This window comes from Allobaculum sp. JKK-2023 (genome assembly GCF_034745455.1).
In the GTDB taxonomy this organism is placed as follows: domain Bacteria; phylum Bacillota_I; class Bacilli_A; order Erysipelotrichales; family Erysipelotrichaceae; genus Allobaculum.
Window position 1 is genome coordinate 82,387 of the sequence record NZ_JAYERV010000003.1, and the last position, 18,451, is coordinate 100,837.

Here is an 18,451-nt window from a genome sequence, read left to right on the forward strand (position 1 = left end):
GTTAAAAGATGGAAGATATTACCTGACCATATTGCCTGTCCATGCGATCAGGCAATAGTGGTGGAAACAAATTAAAGGCCGAAAACGTCTTGATCATTTTGGTCATTACATTTTCGGCCATTTTTATTGTTGCGTTCTAAATCTGTTCATTTCGGTAGCCGGTTATCCCTTGTAACTTCCTTTTTTGCAGCAATCAGATCAGGGTCAGGATAAAGAGGACCACTGCACCCCAGACAATGGTCATAATGATCTTCTTGACCGTCCGAATCGGGTGAAACAAGGCGTTCAGGACAAATGAAATCACTGAACCCATGAAGATCAAGCCAATAATCATAAAGAATAAAGTAATCATGCACTTCTTCCTTTCTTTTCTTTGTCACAATTCATCTGCCCAGTGAAAGCTTATGACCTTTTTCGATCAATCAAGATATTGGAATATCAGGCCGCTCTGCCTTCCTCTCCTCCTAAAAATTCTGCGCAGTTTGGAAAGTTCATAGACTGGGGATTGAATTGTGTTTATATCATGGTTTTGTTTACCTATTTAAACACAGAATTTCCATCCTCGATGGAACATTTCGTAAAGAAACATGGAAACTATGCAGAAAAAAGATGAAAGGTCACAAAGAAATGGCTCGAAAAGCGTTTGATCTGGTCCATCATTGCTTTTTTCCCGGCCCTGGTCAGTCTTCTTTCTTGGCCGTTTCCATGCAAAAAGCAGGAACAGCCATCAGAACTGTTCCTGCCATGAGAGGTCCTATTTGTTGGATTGGGAGAATCGTTTGCGGCCGATCACGATAATTGCGATCCCTGCAATGAAAGTTGCAATGGCAATGTACTGGGAAGTAGAAAGACCATTCACGACCCCGCGGATCATATCTCCGCGGAAGAATTCGATGACAAAACGGCCAAAGGAATAAGCAATCAGATAGGCTGCCCCAACTTCCCCATTGAATTTCTTCTTTTTGGAAAACCATTCCAGAAAGAAATACAGGCCAAAGTCATAGGCTGACATGACCAGCTGGCTTGGAAAGAGGGAAATCCCTGCCGGTGCCAATGACTCTTCCGGGAACACAACCGCATACCAGGCATGGGTTTCCACACCATAGCAGCAACCCGCCAGAAAACAGCCGATCCGGCCAAAGCCCTGCGCTAAAGCGACTTCCGGAATAACCATGTCAAAGGTTTTCCAGAAGTTCATGCCGTGATTCTGGCAATAGAACCAGCCGGCAACAAGACCGCCGATGATTCCACCATAAACAACCCATCCATCACCCAGGTTGGTAAAAATCGTTGGGTCGGTGCCGATGTCTGGAATCCGGGTGATCCAGTAGAGGATCTTGGATCCTGCAAATCCACCGGCAAGAATTGAGAAAACAAGCCATTCCAGGCGTTTGGGGTCAATGCCATTGGCTTTGATTTTCTTTTCAGCCAGATAATAGGCAACAAGAATACCGATGGCAATCATCAGTCCATAGGAATAGAAGTGAATGCTGCCAAATGAAAACAGAATTGGGTACATTAGATTTCCTTTCTAAAAATCAATGAAAGATTTGGTTCCTGTTTTTTCGCTTTTTCAGAAAACTTCCCGATTTGCCGGGGCAATCGGGTCTCAATCAGGTCTGCAAGCGAGCCTGTGATTGGATTTCCAATCCGGCTTGTTTGAAGTGTTGTTTTCTGGTTTGCGGCGAAGAGTAATCCAGACCAGTTCGGGTGGATTGAGCAGTCTTGGAATGCGCATCTGATCGCCAAGTCCGCGGCTGACAAACATCTGGCAGTTTCCGATTCGAAACAGTCCAGCATCGTACTTTGGAAAAAAAACGAACCGATCTCCATTATACGGAGTCAGAATCCCTTTATTCAAGATCCGCCAGTGCCCGCCGTGAATATGGCCGCTCAAAATCAGGTGCGCATCCGCTTCAAGGCTCTGTTCAAACAAGTCCGCCCGATGCGACAGCAAGATCCGAACCTTATCTTTTCTGGAAGGAAGCTTGGCGATGTTTTGGTGATGCTGCTGCAGTCTTCTGGCATACAACCAGCGATAATTGAGATCCGGGTCATCAACCCCACAAAGCTCAATGCTCTGGCTATCTTTCCAGATCTGGGTGCATTCATTTTCCAGAAGATGGATACCCATCTTTCTTAAGCGGGCAGTACGCTCTGGCCAGTTGCCCGCATAGTATTCATGATTGCCGCTCACAAAATAAACAGGGGCAATTTGTGCAAGTTCCTTGAGAACTCGAAAAGTCGTTTCCGCATTCCTTACACCATCAAAAATATCCCCGGTACAGGCAATCAGATCCGGTTTGAAGGCTTTACTTTTATCGATCAGATCGTAAGGATCATTGCCATGTAAGTCAGATACCTGCAAAATCCGATATCCATCAAAAGCAGGCGGCAGAAAATCCAGTTCGATTGATCTTCGGGTAATCTGGATCGACTTGTTGAGCTTTTGATTCCAGAAAAAAAGCAGAATCAAAGCCAGAATCAATCCGGATACGAAAAGAATCCAAAAGGTCATGCCTGCATTATACCAGCTTGTCCACTGAACATGACTTGAGGACAAGACTGTAAGGACAAACCTGTCGATATAAAACCTGAAGGCACAAAACCATCCTCCACAATCCTTTTATGACGATCCCTTCATTGCCGTCCCTTCATTCCGGCCACTTCAACTAGACTGTTTCAACTTTGATCAATTCATCCGCCATGCCTTCATCCATGGCCCCAGCATTCGAAAGAACCTATCTTGTATGCTCAAACCTTTTCCTCTTTTTCCCTTTTCCCATGCTCCCTTGTGCGCAACGGGTGTTTGTGGCTTTCTGATATTCCCTGATTCCCTATTTCTCTGATTCCCCGATTTTCCTGTTTGTTCTTTCAATGCCGTTTTCCCTTTTAATCCGTTTTTCTCAATGCCTTTTTTCTTTGTTTTTTGTTTTGCAAAGTCCAAGAAAAAACTGCATCCTTTTCAGGGATACAGTTTTAAGTCATGTAAGTCGGTAAAGTCGATTAAAACGAAAGGTTTGGGGGAAGATTTGGGAATACGGGAATTCAGTTCTGTACGTTAACCTGCAGATCACGGATAACAGGAATCATCTTGCACTGATCCGCTTCGAGGTCTTCCTTCATCAGATCAACCGCATTTAATGACTGGTTGTTATACGTGGTGTAATAGAAACGTAAAGTCTTGGTGTTGCATCCACAGCTATACTGTGTGATTTCATATTCACCAGGTTTGTTGTTATCGCCGCCATCAGGCTGAGCAACACTTTGCAGAATATGGAAGAACTGGGAAACATTCGCCTGTTCAGTATCTGCACAACGGCTGTTCAGTGTATAGAAAGCAACACGGACGAAACGGGATACTGGATCAAGACCACCAGGCAGGTTTGCAGTGCCGGTACCAGCACCAAAGTTGCGGAAGTCAGGCATATTTGGAGCAAAACGGCTTTCTTTGAAGTCTTTGATATGGTTGCAGACGTTGCAGTAGTAGTTCAGGTTCTCTTTATGGAACGGGAAGGTTGGTTCGTTGGTCAGGACATCGTATGGGTCATCATAAACTTTCAGACCATCAATCGTCTGTTCAACAACGATAGTTTCCTTATCATCGCCAATGATCCAATGTAATGGCGAAGGTGGCATATGAACGGAGAACCCTTCATTTGTAATATTCAGATTTTCGAATTTTTTGCGGGCATCTTCAACAGTAGCGCAGTCAGCCATGATATAAGGGATCAGTTCGAAGGAAGCTACATTTGTTTTTCCTTCTGCTGGTTCGAAGTAATGGCAGCTGTTCCAGAAAGCCAGACCGGCGATACCAAGACCTTTTTCATTGATGGCTTCAAACATCAGTGGGAAGCCGTCAACAACCATTCCCATACCGATCATTGCGTAATGGTTTTTGTAGGTAGTGTCAAGATGACGAAACTTATACTCGTAGTTTCGTGGAGTGATGGTTACAGTAATCGGATAATCAATTTCAAGGTCAAGGTTACGACCGAAATAGTGGCTATTTCCGTTTCTGAACGAAAGACCAGTGCACATTTTAAAACATCCTTTCCTCGTACCAGATCAAAGATCTGCCCACAGATCTCACAAACACATCAGACAGGCTGATTCACTTTTGAGATCAGGTAAGTAGACCATATGAATGGTACTGCTTTGTAATTCTGTTCTTATTATAGGAGAACATGAATAAGACCGTTTTCGAAATGACCATTCTTATTTTTGCATCTGGCGTTTCGAAAAAAAGACTTCCCGTCATCAAAAACAGGAAGTCAACAAGGGGTGTCTGAATTGAGATCAAAATATTTTGTGATACACAATTACGGGATCTGTTTCACAATCCCTGATGAAAAAAGCAGATTCAGATCAGTTCAGGGATTGGGAGGGGCTGGATACTCTGTGCTGGATCTTTAAAGATCGAAACAGGCAGCCTTCTTTTTCTTGCAGGTCGATCTCCTGTAAAGAAACAGACCTGACGATGTCAGTTTAAGTTTAGCCAATTAACCGAGCTTTGTTCCGCATTCCGGGCAGAATTTTGCGCCGGTTTCTACCTGGTGGCCGCATTCTGGACAGAATTTTGGACCGGCAGGTTTTGGCGTTCCATCATTGGGACAGAACTTTCCGGTGTTCACCGCCCCACAGACCGGGCAGGTCCAGCTTCCGGATGCATGGGAAGAGGAGACAGGAGCGGCCTGGGATGGAGCGGGCTGCGAAGCCATTTTGGCTTTAAGCAGATCACTGGCATTCATTCCCCCACCAGCCATATTCATGCCCATAAAGCCGTTCACTGCGCCATGCGCATTGCCGGCGGCATTTTGCATGGCCTGGTTCTGGGCGTTGACCATGGAACCAATCGCCATATCAGTATTGGAAAGGGTCTTTGCATTTTCCAGTTCCATCACGCGCTTGGAATCAGCTGGTGAAAGTTCAGGATTTAAAGCCACCTTCACGAGTTCAATTCCGCGGGAATCGAGCCATTCTTTTCCAAGAGATTCGTTGAGCGCTTTCGCCAGGTCTTCATCATGAGCATAGATGTCCTGGTAGCCATTGACGCAGAATGGAGCAATTTTGGCCAGGGCTGCCGAGATCTTTGGCATCATCTCTACGCGCAGCTGTTCGGTAATTTCGTCTTTGCGATATTTGCGAGTTGGATCCATCAACAGATTTTCATAGAAAACCGCGGGATTGGAGATTCGGAAAGTGTAATAGCCATGCAGCCCAAGCAGCAGGCGTGTATTGAGATAGTTGTCGACAAATGGAATCTTGCCAACACCAACAGGGTTGCCAGTGATTTCTTTGAGGTTTAAGTAAACCAGATTCATCGTGTTGGGACTCTGGCCGCCAAAGCTGAAACGGTCTTTCACCGTCTTCCATACATTATCCCAGTTGCGAAGGCCTCCAGTTAATAAGGAAGGTTCCGCATTTGTATCGTAAATATACTGGCCAGTATTTTTTTCACTGTCCGCAATGACAAAGTCATGAACTTTACCATTTTCAATGAGCAGGGCCGCCTGATTGATTCCGACATTAAATACAGAACCATCACTCAGGACAGGATTTGCCCGGCCGTTTTTTCCTTTTTGGGTGGCAGGAACCGCCAGAACATCATTGCTTAACCCTTCACAGGTCAGAATTTCCTTTGGCTGATCCGCATATGTCGAACGAGCCGCATCGAGTGACCATTTAATAATTCCCATGTAGTTTACCTCCAGAGAGTCTGCGATCCCCTGACAGGATCGGATTATTTAGAATATACCATACTGTTCAGACAAATTATGAGAATCCTCAGAATGTATTCCTTATCCTTTTGTAAACAGATTCCTATTTTCTTCAAAACTGCCAGGACAGGTACTTTTCAGAGCGCTTATTTATCTAACATAAAGGGAAATCAATGAACAGATCTGTAAACCCAACAGATACCACAAAAAGAACAAATTTACGAAAACAGTTATTTAAAAGAGTCATTTCAGGCATCTCTATTCTGGTTTTATAAATTAAAACACTTTTGTGAATTCAGCATCCGTATCATCGAGAAGTAAAATATGTCTGGAACAGCCAGGATTGATTCATGGTGAGATATCGTCTTTAACAATATATATTTTAACAACTATAACATCGACTGAATATCGTGCTCTGTGTTGTGTGTGATCGGTTCTTTTAACATCTTACGTTATATTTCCATGACTTGATTCAGACTGTATTGGTCACTAGACTTCTCCATGTGCTTTCGTTCGTTTTTCACTCGTACTCATACAAAAAAGGAACTTCACTTTTCCTGATCGACGATTTTGACTTGGATAACGATGATGAATGACCGTTCAGATCGAACAGATAAAATCATACCGGTTTTTCTGTCCGATCTGCCATGCATAAGGACGCCCGTTTGGAAAAGACAAAAAATGGTTTCTTTGATTTTTCAGTGACCTACAAATTCATGGAGTCTTAAAACTGGCGTCAGTCAAAGTCGGGCAGAGATTTTTGATCCAGATCTGATCTGTTTCTTATCGGCATGGGATCTTTTCCGTGGAATCCTGTTTGCAGGATTTCAGATCCATATTCTTCTTTGCAGCCTCTTATCCAAACAGCCTGCAGCATTTCTCAGACCAGACAACCGATCGACTTTGAAATCTCATTGCCCCATATAGAACAGGAGAAAGAAATTATGAGCAGCAATTCCAATCACAACCCTTTTGAAGACACTTCAAATGAGATGGCCCGCAAGGTCAGATACTATCGCCGACAACTGGCTATCGCCAAAACCGAGGTTGAAAAACAGATGTTTGCCCGAAACCAGGATATGTTTTTACTTCCGGATGAACAAAAAACCATACAAGATCTCGAACACACCCTCCAGCAGACTTTGCAGACAATTATCAATAGCGGCCAGCCAATGCCCGAGAGTGTCTATGAAAAACGAAAAGCGGACTTTACAAAAAGAATGCAGAGCATGATCACCTTTTCCTTCGAAATCGGAAACCAAGATGGCGATGCTCAGGTCTTTGATTATCTTTTTATCAATGACCAGATTGTCAAAACGACCTACATGCGCCAGTCTCCAGTGAATTCAAAAACCATTGTTGTCCAGTCCATGAACAAAAGCGACTTTGTCAAAGTTCTGGGTCAGATTGATCTGGTCGACTGGTTTCGCCGCTACAAACCCAAAGGATTTGACCGCCAAAGCAGCAAAAAAGTCTACTGGTCTGTCAGACTGCGCTGGAAAGCCAGAGGCTATAAAGTCTTTCTGATCGAAGGCTTTAATGATTTCCCCTATAATTTCGAAAAGCTGCTGACCTTGATTGACCAGATCTGATACCGGCTGATGATAGAGGACATAGATGGCGGATAGAGATCAGAAGAATATTAGCGGCTGACAACGATAGCCGACGACAAGGATACCGACGACAAGGATAGAGGATAGAGGAGAACTGGCACATAACAGAGGAAAGCGGGCATAAGAAAACAGCTGGAAGTTCTTTCCACGACGAAAACAGGATGAAGAAAACCCCACCCTGTTTATACAAGTGTCCTGAATCAGTTGTCCTGACTTAAGCCAGTCCAATGGCATCAGATGGTTCCTGAGCTGGGTTAGGCTGGGCAGCTTTTTTTGGTTTCCGTTTCCGGGATGAAGAAAGATATCGCTCCATCGCATTTTCAACTTTCTCACTGATTAACCGGATCATTTTTGATGCGTCGTGGGAATTGAAGAACTCCCGCATGGCCTTTTTATAGGCATCCTGATCAGAGGCAGTGAAAAGAATTGGGGGATAGCTGTTCTGCATCAGTTCCAGATTCAGCAGGACCCTGGCAGTCCGTCCGTTTCCATCTTCAAAGGGGTGAATGGACTGAAACTCAAGATAGAACCTGGTGATTCGCTCAATTGGGTGCATCACTTTTTTTCGCTGCGTATTGATGTTCAACAAATCGTTGACCCGCGGCTCAATCAGATCAATCTGGACAGGGCTTGAATCTGCCCCTTTCAATCTGACCTTGACCCGCCGGTATTTTCCTTTAGTCAAAGGCTGGTCCATCAGTACTAGAGAATGAATGTTCCGGATAACATTCTGAGACAATGGTTTACGCTCTCGGGCACAGGCCATGGCATAGCTCATGGCATCTTTGTTGCCGACAACACTCATATGCTCAGTCAAAGAATGTCCGGCGACCACGCGTCCGTTTAAAACTTCATCTACCTCCTGCTGATTCAGCGTGTTGCCCTCCATCGCTGAACTGCTGCAGGTAAATTCCTTTAAAAACTGCTGGTCACTTTCTTTTCGATACTGAACACCTGGAGAGGGAGTATCGCCCATCATTGCTTTGAGAAAATCCAGTCTCGTAAAATCATTATACTTACGTGGATCAGAAACTTTTGTACGCCGGACACGTTCATCACGAGGCTTTTCCGTGGTATCCGGAATCAAATAACGCCGCCCTTGCTGAATGATGCCCCTGATTCTTCCCTGAGAACAGAGAAAACGGACACGACGATCAGAAATTCCCCACTTGCGGGAGGCTTCCAGCACCGTCATGTATTTCATCGGCATCAGACCTTCCTAATTGGCAACTCCATTATAAGTGGAAAAAAAGGGTTTATCGGAACTAATGACCGCAACACTTACCTCGCACTTGTGATGAACAGCTTATATCATTCCGATAAAACTGTTTCCAGTGAAGGATAACTTTTGAGCACTTCAGATTTTGAAGGCAGAAAGTGGCCGGCAAGCAGCCATTTTGGCAGGTGACAATATCCACCCGGGTTTTTATCCAGGTATTTCTGGTGATAGTCTTCAGCAGGACAGTAATTTTTCAGCTGTCTGATTTCGATCTGGACAGGCTGGTCGAAATGCTTTTGCAAATCGCTCAGCATGGCTTTTGCAATTTGGGCTTCTTGAGGATTGGTGACATAAATCCCTGTCCGGTAATTGATCCCAATATCGTTTCCCTGCCGATTCAAAGAAGTTGGATCGACTGCTGCAAAATAAGCCGCCAGAATCTGGTCCAGGTCAATGGAATCTGGATACTCAATCTTTACCGCTTCCGCATGCCCGCTTCCTGCGCACACTTGTTGATAGTTGGCCTGGCTTGTCTGCCCGTTGACATACCCAGTTTCTGTTTTCAGTCCTTCAAACTGGTCAAAAAATTTCTGGAGTCCCCAGAAACAGCCTCCGGCTAAGATAATGGATTTCATTGGATTTCCTCCTGTCTTCCAGTTTGCAGATCGTATAGGTGAAAGCCTTGTAAATCGAAGAGATGTGTTGACGAGAAACTGACTCTACAGGATCTGCATTCTTACTCTTCATTTTAATAACGACCTGTACAAATCATGAAGATGATGACGCCATTCCTGTATGAGCTGTTTACCGTTCGGTTTTTGGCAGCCAAACTTCTTCAATCCTCCCAAAAAGTCATCAAATCAATTAAAAGTTCGCGAACTTTTGGTCCTTGCTTTCTCTTGTCAGATCTTTAGCGGCAGCTGGTGTCTGAGAACTTGATTGTTTTCTTCATAAGCCTCGACCAGTGATTCCAGATCGTTGACAGACTTATAGTAGTAAATCAGCAGCTGGTAAAGAATCATAAGCATACTCCAATTCCGTTGCCTGCAGCAAATCCTGCGCATTTTCTGTTTAGCGGCTTCAATTTTGGCAGAATCCCCCTTCAAAATTGCTTTAAGCAGACCAAATAAGGCTTTATCATCACTTTCAAGCAGGCCAGGATCGAATTGTGCCATTTGTTCCAGACACTGGTCATATTGTCCCAGACGATAATGACAATACGGAACCAATGGCAAGTTACGAATAAAGCCATTATTGGCGTCGATAGAGTGCTCAGCTGCAAACTCGATGGCTTTTTGAAAATTCTCTTCCAGTGTCAGGGTGATCAACATGGTTGTGACTGCATCTCCATAAACCGGAACGTTTTGAATCGATGGTGAAAGCAAGATTTTTCGAAGATATTCCTTTGCCCCTTCGAATGCCTGGAGGCAAAGCAGATAGTTTGCGATATTGTTGTCACACATTAAAGCTCTGGTATAATTTCCATGCTTGACAAAAATATCGTGCGCTTCCAGACCAACACAGTATCCTTCATAATATGATTTTCCAAACATAATGGTATACGCGTAATTCAGCTTAATGATTCCCTCGAGCTGTGGCCAGAGTCTTCCATCAAATATCGCCAGGGCCTGGGCATAATAATCCAGCGACTGGTCAAACGCCCTTCTTTTCCCCGCCTGAAACGCCTTTAAATAGAAGATAAGAGCTATTTCATCATTATCGAAAGCGGGCAGATATTCATCGATTTCATTGAATGCATTCCGTTCTAAATCTGACATGCTGGCTGGATCTTTTTTACGAGCTGCCATCATCCTGAATAACGGGATGTACAGACAGGCAAGAGATTTTTCATAAGACGATGTTTTGTCTGCAAAAATTGTCAGTATTTGTTCTTCTTTTTCCGAATTTTTGTAAGTATAGGCTTCCATCAGATCGTTCAGTAGCCGATGTACTTCCTTTGATAAATTTGGATCGAAATCAAAATCGATTTCATAAAAATCAAGAAATTTTCGGAACGTGAATTCATTGAGCTTCCTTTTTCCATTTTCAGCTTCGCTCAGATAACCTTTAGAGATTTTCAGGTCATTTGAAACGTTATCTATCGACAACTCTCTCTGAATTCGAAGCTGTTTTTCAATATAGCCAAAGTGGTCGTTAATAATCATTGATTTCCTCAAATCTTTTCGCGAATATATCGTGGTTTATTTATTTTTCTTGTATGGTAGCATTGAATCATAAAAACGAAAGGAAAAAAAGATTAATGAAGTATTTAGTGACAGCATCAATGATTCTTCTAACAATCTCATGGAGCGGACTCTCAATAGTGCCCAAGTTTTGTCAGGAACATAAAACTGAAGACTATTGTTGGGTCTACTCAATATCCCCCCAAGGAGGAAACGGAATCTCGGGTGATTAGTATGAAGCCTTAGGAACGGCATAGAAATAAAGCCCATTAGATAGTTATCGACTAAAGCATAGATAAAATACCTATGCTCTATTAATTGACTATCAATATTTAGATTTAAACGATAACTCCCACATTTTCAGAACTAAAAAAGCGAATATATACCCCGAGAAGATACATACTAGCAGAATATAGATAAACTTAAGTGCAGTATATTGAAGTCGTTGTGAGTAAGCTAAATTAATTAATATATGGGATTTTGCCTGAGTCATATTATGACTAAGGTAAAATAGCTAACAATTAAATAACTTATTTGTAGATTAGTTGGAAATATATTCTTTAGTTAAAGAATATTTTCTATTTTATCTATAGTTCCGAAACTCACTGTCCCATTTTTATTAGTACTGCATTTAAGGGCGTTATCGTTTAAATAGCAAAAACTTATATCCGCATCAAAGAAAGGTTGTGAAGTAAAGTATGCGTTCTTTATTAATTGCTCTCTCTATTGGAATCTCATCAGTATGCGGCTCTTCTTATAACGAGACCGTTATTGAAGAAGTTCCCCAAACCGATTTAAGTCAAACTGATTTAACAGATGAATTTATCCCATTAGATGATTATAACAAAAAATATGCAGGTGATGATTATGCACTTGTAATGGATTCAAATTCTCTGATCGATGAAGAGTATGATATTCTGTCTCTTTCACCTGTTCAAACGAAGACCGCTCAGTTCCTTGATAGTTCCGGCAGTGCAATCGGATATGTTACGCTTCAATACCAAACCCAAGTGATTGGAGGGCGCCCACAATTCGCCTATGATACATGTTTACTAAGTACTCCTGTTGCTTATAACGGATGGCAATGCACTTCTTCATATGCAAGCTATAGTGGGGATATGATCAAAGTATATGGTACTTTTGTTTTCGGGGCATTTCAAGAACAGGGTGTGGCAACGTTTAGGCCTTAATAGTAAAGAGATACTTATGACATTTCGGAAATTTTGTTTAATCACTCTGAGCAGTTCTATGCTTTTTGTTTATGGTTGCTCTTCCTCAGACACAAATTCTAAAGAGGACCAGATGTTAAATTTAGATGAGTATAATTCCGTCTGGGAAAGTAAAGAAGAGTCAACATCTTCTGTGGAAAACTGATCTTTTAATGGCTTCAAAGCCATAACCGTACCAGACTACTGGCTCCATACGCAAAGTGTATGATGTGACCTTGTTTTGATTTATTGAAGATGTCATTCTGGCATCTTCTTTCTTTTGCTGGAAAAGCTCGTCTGTGAGCAGATGACAATCAACTGAAGAACTGTCGGAGCCATCGTTTCCCGTGTTCAGAAAGCCAAGGAGAAAGACCCCAAAGTGAAGGATGAAAATCTTGAAGTTATTGGGATTGATGAAACAAGCCATAAAAAGGAACATACCTGCCCTACAACAGTCGTGAACCACAAGACCGGAGAAATCATCTGGGTCCATGATGGCTTTAAAGGCCTCGTCCTTGAGATATTCTTTTCCTTAAGTGAATGGCATTAGATATTTTTGACAAAAATTGCATGTATAGTTTAGTTTATGCTTTAACGGCATCGATAAATACTTTATAATTTGTTTATAAAACGGAGTGCAAGAAAAACCATTAAATGGATGATATCACGCGTTATTATAAAAAAGCATAATAAACCGGTTTATCCCTGTACGCTTCATCGATAACTGTATCGAATATCTTATCAATCCAGGACAAGATAGAATAGCTCCTACTGAATCATCCATTACGCAAAGCATTCTCAAGATCATAAAAGAAAAGGAGAAGAATTTTTATGAAACTGTTTGCCAAAGTCGATCCAGGTTTAGATGTTGGTGTAAAACCAGCCATCAATAAGCATATCTATCTGACCATTCTTCTTGCTGCGCTTATCCCTCTGGCCTGCGGACTTCTTGTGATTGACGGGACTCGTCTGTCAATGACTGGATATTTGTGCTGGACTGTTTGTGCAGGGTTTCTAGCCTGGCTGCGGGATAAAACGGAAAAGTTTTTCCCGTTAACAGTGGTTGGCCAGTGTCTGCACTGTGTCCTCCTGTTTCTGTGCGGGATGGTTGCCTACAATGCGGTAGTCTTGATATTTTCGAGTCCGGTTTATTCGGTTTTACTGATGGGCAATGGCGTTGCAATTGGTCTGGTTCTGATCATGGTCGCTGTTTTACTGGTCATCAACCGATCAATCGATGAATAATTTCAACATAACCTTTAAGCTTGAATTGGTCTGAAAATCATTACTGATAATACGAAGAATCAGTCCTTAAACTGTACTTTAAATCTATGCCAGCCACCTGGTGTCCGGCCTGCGTTTATAAACCTGAAAACAAAGATCAAAAAAGCCCTTTGCAAATCCATGTTACGGATTTACAGAGGGCTTTTCAAATTGCGGAGAATTAGTTATTCCGGTTATTGCATCTGTTTTTCAGGGTCTGGCTTGGTTTGAATTTTGGAAGTTTGGTCGATGGGATTTCCATTTTTTCCTTGGTTACAGGGTTGATTCCCATGCGGCTTTTCCGGTCGAAAATGATGAATTTTCCAAATCCGGTAATTTCTACAGTTCCCTCGGAGACAAGGGCCTGGGACATTTCTTCGAATACAGTATTGATGATCTCAGCGGCATCCTTTTTCTTCAGATGGAACTGAGAATAAAGGGTATCTGTCAGAGAATCTTTGTTTACATACTTTGGCATACTAAAACTCCTTCTTTAAATCTCGTAACATTAAATCGTTGGCACAGTTTTTCGGTTCTTTTCCTTCATACAGAATCTGGTAGACTTCTTCGCAGATCGGCATATCAATCTGCTGGGCTTTGGCTAAATCGTGGACAACTTTTGCGGTCCGGATCCCTTCAGTGGTCTTGGTATTGGTGGCCAGAAAGTGATTGACATCATTTTCCTGTCCGATCTGTTTTCCCGCCTGGAAGTTGCGGGAATTTTCAGAAGAGCAGGTTACAATCAAATCTCCGACACCTGTCAGACCGATAAAGGTTTCCGGCTTACCGCCAAAGTGGGTGCCAAAGCGGATCATTTCCTGCAGGCCGCGGGTAATCAGGGCAGCCCTGGTATTGTCCTTATAGCCTAATCCGTTAATAATACCGCTGGCAATCGCCATAACGTTCTTGACAGCGGCTCCCAGTTCACTGCCGATTTCGTCTGTTCCTGTGTAAATTCGTAAGTATGGATTGGAGAACAGTTCCTGAACGATCTGGGCGTCTTGTTCAGACTGGCTGACGGCATCAATCGAGGTCAGCTGGCGTTCCACAACTTCTTCGGCATGACTGGGGCCAATCAAAGAGACAACTGAGGATAGTTTCTCTGCCGGAACAACCCGGCGGATGACTTCGCTCATGCGCTCATCAGTTTTGGGATTAAACCCTTTGGCAACGTTGACAAAAATGACCGGGCGAGTGGCATATTGTGCGGCTTTGGCAGCAACTGATTCAATGGCCTGTGTCGGGACTGCCAGCAAAATGACATCGGCATCTTTTAAGACATCCCAGTTGTCGGTTGCTTTTAAGTCTGGGTTTAAATCCGTATGAGGAAAATACTTCGAGTTTTTGTGGTTGAGATTAATGTCCTGAATTTCACTTTCATTGACACCAATCAGCTCAACCGGCTGATTGTTATCGGCAAGCACCTGAGCTAAGGCGGTGCCCCAGCTTCCGCTGCCAATGACTGCTGTTTTCATAACTATCGTTTCCTTGCATTGATTACAATTGGAGTGCCGATAAAGCCGAAAGCATCCCGCAGTTTATTCTCCAGATAACGCTTGTAGGAGAAATGGAACAATTCTGGCTCATTACAGAAAATCAGAATTGTCGGCGGTGCGACCGAAACCTGTGAAGCATAATAAATCCGCAGCTGTTTCCCGTTGTGTGGTTTTGGCGGGTTCATCATCTGCGCATCCATGATAACATCATTGAGCACATTTGTTGGCACCCGCATGGTGCATGCATCATGAACCTGGTCAATTAATGGAATTAAATTTCCTACTTTTGCACCCGTCAGGGCACTGACAAACGCAATCGGTGCGTAGCTTAAGAATTTAAACTCTTCCCGGATTTTCTTCGTGATTTCATTCATGGTCTTGTCGTCTTTTTCGACAGTATCCCATTTGTTATAGACGATGATGACACCTTTACCGGCATCATGAGCGATTCCGGCCACATGCTTATCCTGTTCCCGGACTCCTTTTTCACCGTCAATCAAGAAGAGTACAACATCCGCCCGATTAATGGCGGATACAGCGCGCAAAACGGAATATTTTTCAATATTCTCGTAGATTTTACCGCGCTTTCGCATCCCTGCCGTATCGATAATGACATAATCGCGGCCTTCATAACGGAAAGGTGTATCGACAGCATCGCGGGTTGTTCCTTCCACATCAGAGACAATCGCCCGATCCTCACGCAGAATGGCGTTTGTTAGTGAGCTTTTGCCAACGTTAGGCCGGCCGATGACACAGAATGTGGTCATGCCATCATAGGATTTCAGTTTCTTGTCTGGCAGCAGACGGACGATTTCATCGAGCACTTCTGCAACGCCGGTTCCGTGTTCTGCCGACATCGGCAGCGGGTCACCAATTCCAAGCTGATAGAAATCATAGATTCCCATCCGCAGACTTTCATTATCGGCTTTATTTACCGCCAGGACAACTGGTTTTTTCGAACGGTTGAGTTTTCTTGCAATTGCGATATCATCACTGGTCACCCCTTCTGTAGCACTGACCAGAAATAGAATGACATCGGCTTCTTCAATGGCAATATCCACCTGCATATTGATTTCATCGCCAAAATCCTGATCCTGAATCTGAATACCGCCCGTATCAATCAGGTTGAATTCCTGGGTGAGCCATTCGGCCTTGCCATAAATTCTGTCCCTGGTGACGCCGGGCATATCATCGACGATACTTTTGCGTTCGCCGATAATTCGATTGAAAACGGTTGATTTTCCGACATTTGGGCGGCCGACAACCGCTACTGTTCCTTTAATCATAGTTATGCTTCCTTTAATAGGGTCTGATTGATGATCTTACAGACGGTTTCGACTGTCTGGTCGAAGCTGAGATGGCTGCTGTCCACGATCACCGCCGCATCGGAGATGCGAAGCGGGTCCGTTTTGCGGTTGCGGTCTGCCTCATCTCGCTCGAGGATCCCTTTAAGAACATCTTCGTAAGATACATCAATGCCTTTGGCCTGATCCTGAAGCAGACGTCTTTGGGCTCTGGCTTCAGGGTCTGCATCCAGGTACAGCTTCACTTCTGCATCTGGCAGCACGACATCACAGATATCCCGTCCATCAAGAATATACCCTTTATCTGCAGCAATGTGCTGCTGAAGGACCACCAGTTTGCGGCGGACGGATGGAAGGGCTGAATACTTCGAGGCAAGCGCAGAGACATAAGGCTGGCGGATCTGGTCAGAGACATCCTGGCCATTCACAATAACCACGCCATCTTTGATTTGCAGATCTATGCCGGCTAAAGCCTGATCGAGCGTCTTCCCCGACTTTGCGGGTATATCCTGGTTATGCAAAGTCAGACCAATCGCCCGATACATCGCCCCGGTGTCGAGGTGAGTCAGGCCATAGCGGCTTGCAATGACATCAGCAATGCTGCTTTTTCCAGCACCGCTTGGTCCATCTAAGGCTACATTAAATGCTTTCATTTAGAAAATCCCCAATTTTGACATCCAGAAGATAGTCAGTACGATCAAAATGACAAGAATGACACAGCATACGATCATAAAGATCATTGCGCCCTTCCCTGCTGGTTTGTCCTCATCATCCTCTTTATTGCGCTTTGAGCGGGAGCGATTGGTGGCAAAGTAGTCATCTTCAGCCTCCTGGCCAGCAGGCCGGGATGTATTTTTTGGGCGCGGGCGCGCATTGGACTGCGTCTTTGGTGCAGCGGGTAAAGTGGTGCTTTCAAACAGGTCCTCAAACTCTTTGGAGCGGCTTGTAACCTGTCTGGGTGCGTTCGCCGTTTTCTTCTTTTCTTTTTTCCGGTTAGCCTTATTGCCAGAAAGTGAAGTTTCAAAGCTGTCGTCTTTGCGAATGGCCTGAACCACTTCCTGCTTGGCGTTTGGCGTAAACAGATCCAGGTAATCTTCTTCAACGATCTCGTCAGCCTGAATTGCCCGCGGATTTTCAGCGGTGTTGGCAATGGACGCGTTTTTATTCTGACTTGGAACCGGTCTGGATGAGACAGGTCTTGTCTGCGCCGAAATCACTGAAGAAAGGTCCGAACCATACAGGTTGCGGGTCGTACCGCCGGCATCTTCGTTTTGCTCCATGGCAACCAGATGCTCTTTGCGTCTGGCCTTGGCTGTTTTTTCGCTGTTGAGATTATGCAGGATCTGCATCTGCGTATCCTCCAGGTTGAGGTCGCCATTGTCTAGATTGTATTGCTTGACTTCTCCAAGCAGGTCTTCAAGCACGGGAATCTGATCCGTTCTGCTCTCTTTTCGCAAATCCGCGCGCAGATCCGGTGCGGCCAGGCGCACCGACCTCTCGGTCCGGCCTGTCTGACTGGCTTCGTGCTCGATAGACGTGCGCAGATCGCGATACTTATCTTTTCGAGACAGTTTTGTCATACTTCTCCTCCTTGAACACTGTTTCTATTATAGCAAAATCTCAGGAATAATATACTCCAGGACCCTTTAAATAAAGGGGTTTTCATAAAAAAAGCCGCTAAGCGGCTTTCAGGATCAGGATTTTGCACGGCCGGAATATTTTCCGTCAGCCGTAGAAACAACGATCATTTCGCCATCATTAATGAATAATGGCACTTTCAGTTCAAGACCGGTTTCAAGTTTAGCGTTCTTCTGGGCAGAAGAAGTTGTATCCCCTTTTACAGCCGGTTCACATTCAACAACCTGCAGCACTGCTTTATCTGGAAGAGAAATACCAAGGATTTCATTTTCGTAGCTTGTGATGTTCACGTTGTCATTTGGTTTGATGAACTTGCGTTCCCATTCAAGACGGCTTGTTGGGATTTCAACCTGTTCGTAAGTTTCGTTATCCATGAAGACCATCGCGTCATCTGTATCATACAGATACTGCATTTCGCGCTTGTCGATCATCGCTGGTTCTACTTTTTCACCGCCGCCCCAGGAAAGCTCAACATTGCTTCCGGTTCTGAGGTTGCGCACTTTTGCTTTAACGACCATGGCAGATCTTGCAGTTTTGTTCTGGAGAGTATCCAGTACGACGTAGATTTCACCATCCACGTTGATGGTCTGTCCTGGTTTTAAATCATTGGAACTGATCATAGTTTATCGAACTCCTTATTTGATTTTGATATACAGTAACGTAAATATTTTAATGGTCTGACAAACGCTGTCAATCAACTTGTTCTTTAGGCATCGAAGATTTGACAATTATCCTCCATAGTGCCAGAAATTGACCGCTTTTAGTCCACCATGATAGACCTATTCAGCCTCTCGAAGCCGAGTAAAT

The 18,451-nt window shown here is 43.9% G+C and carries 18 protein-coding genes; 3 read left to right on the forward strand and 15 right to left on the reverse strand.

The features are described 5' to 3' along the window. Positions 1 to 193: 193 nt before the first annotated feature. The 6 genes from U4956_RS00460 to U4956_RS00485 form a co-directional block, all read right to left on the reverse strand. Complete coding sequence (locus U4956_RS00460; RefSeq protein WP_323088179.1) at positions 194 to 352, reverse strand: hypothetical protein; 159 nt, start codon at positions 350 to 352, stop codon at positions 194 to 196. A 402-nt stretch (positions 353 to 754) separates the two neighbouring features. After that, positions 755 to 1,519: a prolipoprotein diacylglyceryl transferase gene (locus tag U4956_RS00465; RefSeq protein ID WP_323088180.1), complete on the reverse strand. Its 765-nt coding sequence runs from the start codon at positions 1,517 to 1,519 to the stop codon at positions 755 to 757. Between the two features lie 90 nt (positions 1,520 to 1,609). Beyond that, a complete protein-coding gene (locus U4956_RS00470; protein WP_323088182.1) occupies positions 1,610 to 2,518 on the reverse strand; it encodes a metallophosphoesterase in 909 nt (302 codons plus the stop codon). A gap of 174 nt (positions 2,519 to 2,692) precedes the next feature. Next, the gene (locus U4956_RS00475; protein WP_323088184.1) at positions 2,693 to 2,947 is read right to left on the reverse strand and encodes a hypothetical protein; all 255 of its coding nucleotides are present in this window, start codon (positions 2,945 to 2,947) and stop codon (positions 2,693 to 2,695) included. 101 nt (positions 2,948 to 3,048) lie between these two features. Continuing rightward, positions 3,049 to 4,041 (reverse strand): choloylglycine hydrolase, encoded by a 993-nt coding sequence (gene bsh, locus U4956_RS00480; RefSeq protein WP_323088185.1) that lies wholly within the window; start codon positions 4,039 to 4,041, stop codon positions 3,049 to 3,051. A gap of 461 nt (positions 4,042 to 4,502) precedes the next feature. Continuing rightward, positions 4,503 to 5,699 (reverse strand): SPFH domain-containing protein, encoded by a 1,197-nt coding sequence (locus U4956_RS00485; protein ID WP_323088186.1) that lies wholly within the window; start codon positions 5,697 to 5,699, stop codon positions 4,503 to 4,505. A gap of 965 nt (positions 5,700 to 6,664) precedes the next feature. Between U4956_RS00485 and U4956_RS00490 the strand changes: the two genes are divergently transcribed. After that, positions 6,665 to 7,312 (forward strand): hypothetical protein, encoded by a 648-nt coding sequence (locus tag U4956_RS00490; RefSeq protein ID WP_323088187.1) that lies wholly within the window; start codon positions 6,665 to 6,667, stop codon positions 7,310 to 7,312. A gap of 235 nt (positions 7,313 to 7,547) precedes the next feature. Here the strand turns inward: U4956_RS00490 and U4956_RS00495 are convergent, their stop codons facing one another. The 3 genes from U4956_RS00495 to U4956_RS00505 form a co-directional block, all read right to left on the reverse strand. After that, complete coding sequence (locus U4956_RS00495) at positions 7,548 to 8,543, reverse strand: Fic family protein (protein ID WP_323088189.1); 996 nt, start codon at positions 8,541 to 8,543, stop codon at positions 7,548 to 7,550. Positions 8,544 to 8,644: 101 nt separating this feature from the next. Next, positions 8,645 to 9,187, reverse strand: coding sequence for a peptide-methionine (S)-S-oxide reductase MsrA (gene msrA / locus U4956_RS00500; RefSeq protein ID WP_323088190.1), 543 nt, complete (start codon positions 9,185 to 9,187; stop codon positions 8,645 to 8,647). A 267-nt stretch (positions 9,188 to 9,454) separates the two neighbouring features. Then, a complete protein-coding gene (locus tag U4956_RS00505; protein ID WP_323088191.1) occupies positions 9,455 to 10,717 on the reverse strand; it encodes a helix-turn-helix transcriptional regulator in 1,263 nt (420 codons plus the stop codon). A gap of 716 nt (positions 10,718 to 11,433) precedes the next feature. On the opposite strand from U4956_RS00505, the gene U4956_RS00510 reads away from it, so the two are divergent. Together U4956_RS00510 and U4956_RS00515 are read left to right on the forward strand one after the other, a co-directional pair. Then, positions 11,434 to 11,925 (forward strand): hypothetical protein, encoded by a 492-nt coding sequence (locus U4956_RS00510; RefSeq protein ID WP_323088192.1) that lies wholly within the window; start codon positions 11,434 to 11,436, stop codon positions 11,923 to 11,925. An 849-nt stretch (positions 11,926 to 12,774) separates the two neighbouring features. Continuing rightward, positions 12,775 to 13,188 carry a hypothetical protein gene (locus tag U4956_RS00515; RefSeq protein WP_323088193.1) on the forward strand — a complete coding sequence of 138 codons (414 nt, stop codon included), beginning with the start codon at positions 12,775 to 12,777 and terminating at the stop codon, positions 13,186 to 13,188. A gap of 199 nt (positions 13,189 to 13,387) precedes the next feature. Here the strand turns inward: U4956_RS00515 and U4956_RS00520 are convergent, their stop codons facing one another. The 6 genes from U4956_RS00520 to efp form a co-directional block, all read right to left on the reverse strand. Further along, the gene (locus U4956_RS00520) at positions 13,388 to 13,684 is read right to left on the reverse strand and encodes an HU family DNA-binding protein (RefSeq protein WP_323088194.1); all 297 of its coding nucleotides are present in this window, start codon (positions 13,682 to 13,684) and stop codon (positions 13,388 to 13,390) included. Between the two features lies 1 nt (position 13,685). After that, the gene (locus U4956_RS00525) at positions 13,686 to 14,681 is read right to left on the reverse strand and encodes an NAD(P)H-dependent glycerol-3-phosphate dehydrogenase (protein ID WP_323088196.1); all 996 of its coding nucleotides are present in this window, start codon (positions 14,679 to 14,681) and stop codon (positions 13,686 to 13,688) included. Between the two features lie 2 nt (positions 14,682 to 14,683). Continuing rightward, positions 14,684 to 15,988 carry a ribosome biogenesis GTPase Der gene (gene der, locus U4956_RS00530; protein WP_323088197.1) on the reverse strand — a complete coding sequence of 435 codons (1,305 nt, stop codon included), beginning with the start codon at positions 15,986 to 15,988 and terminating at the stop codon, positions 14,684 to 14,686. Positions 15,989 to 15,990: 2 nt separating this feature from the next. After that, complete coding sequence (cmk, locus tag U4956_RS00535) at positions 15,991 to 16,659, reverse strand: (d)CMP kinase (protein ID WP_323088198.1); 669 nt, start codon at positions 16,657 to 16,659, stop codon at positions 15,991 to 15,993. Beyond that, on the reverse strand, positions 16,660 to 17,586 hold the full coding sequence (locus U4956_RS00540; RefSeq protein WP_323088199.1) for a hypothetical protein: 927 nt from the start codon (positions 17,584 to 17,586) through the stop codon (positions 16,660 to 16,662). It lies immediately after the preceding gene. A gap of 114 nt (positions 17,587 to 17,700) precedes the next feature. After that, positions 17,701 to 18,264: an elongation factor P gene (efp, locus tag U4956_RS00545; RefSeq protein WP_323088200.1), complete on the reverse strand. Its 564-nt coding sequence runs from the start codon at positions 18,262 to 18,264 to the stop codon at positions 17,701 to 17,703. Positions 18,265 to 18,451: the final 187 nt, after the last annotated feature.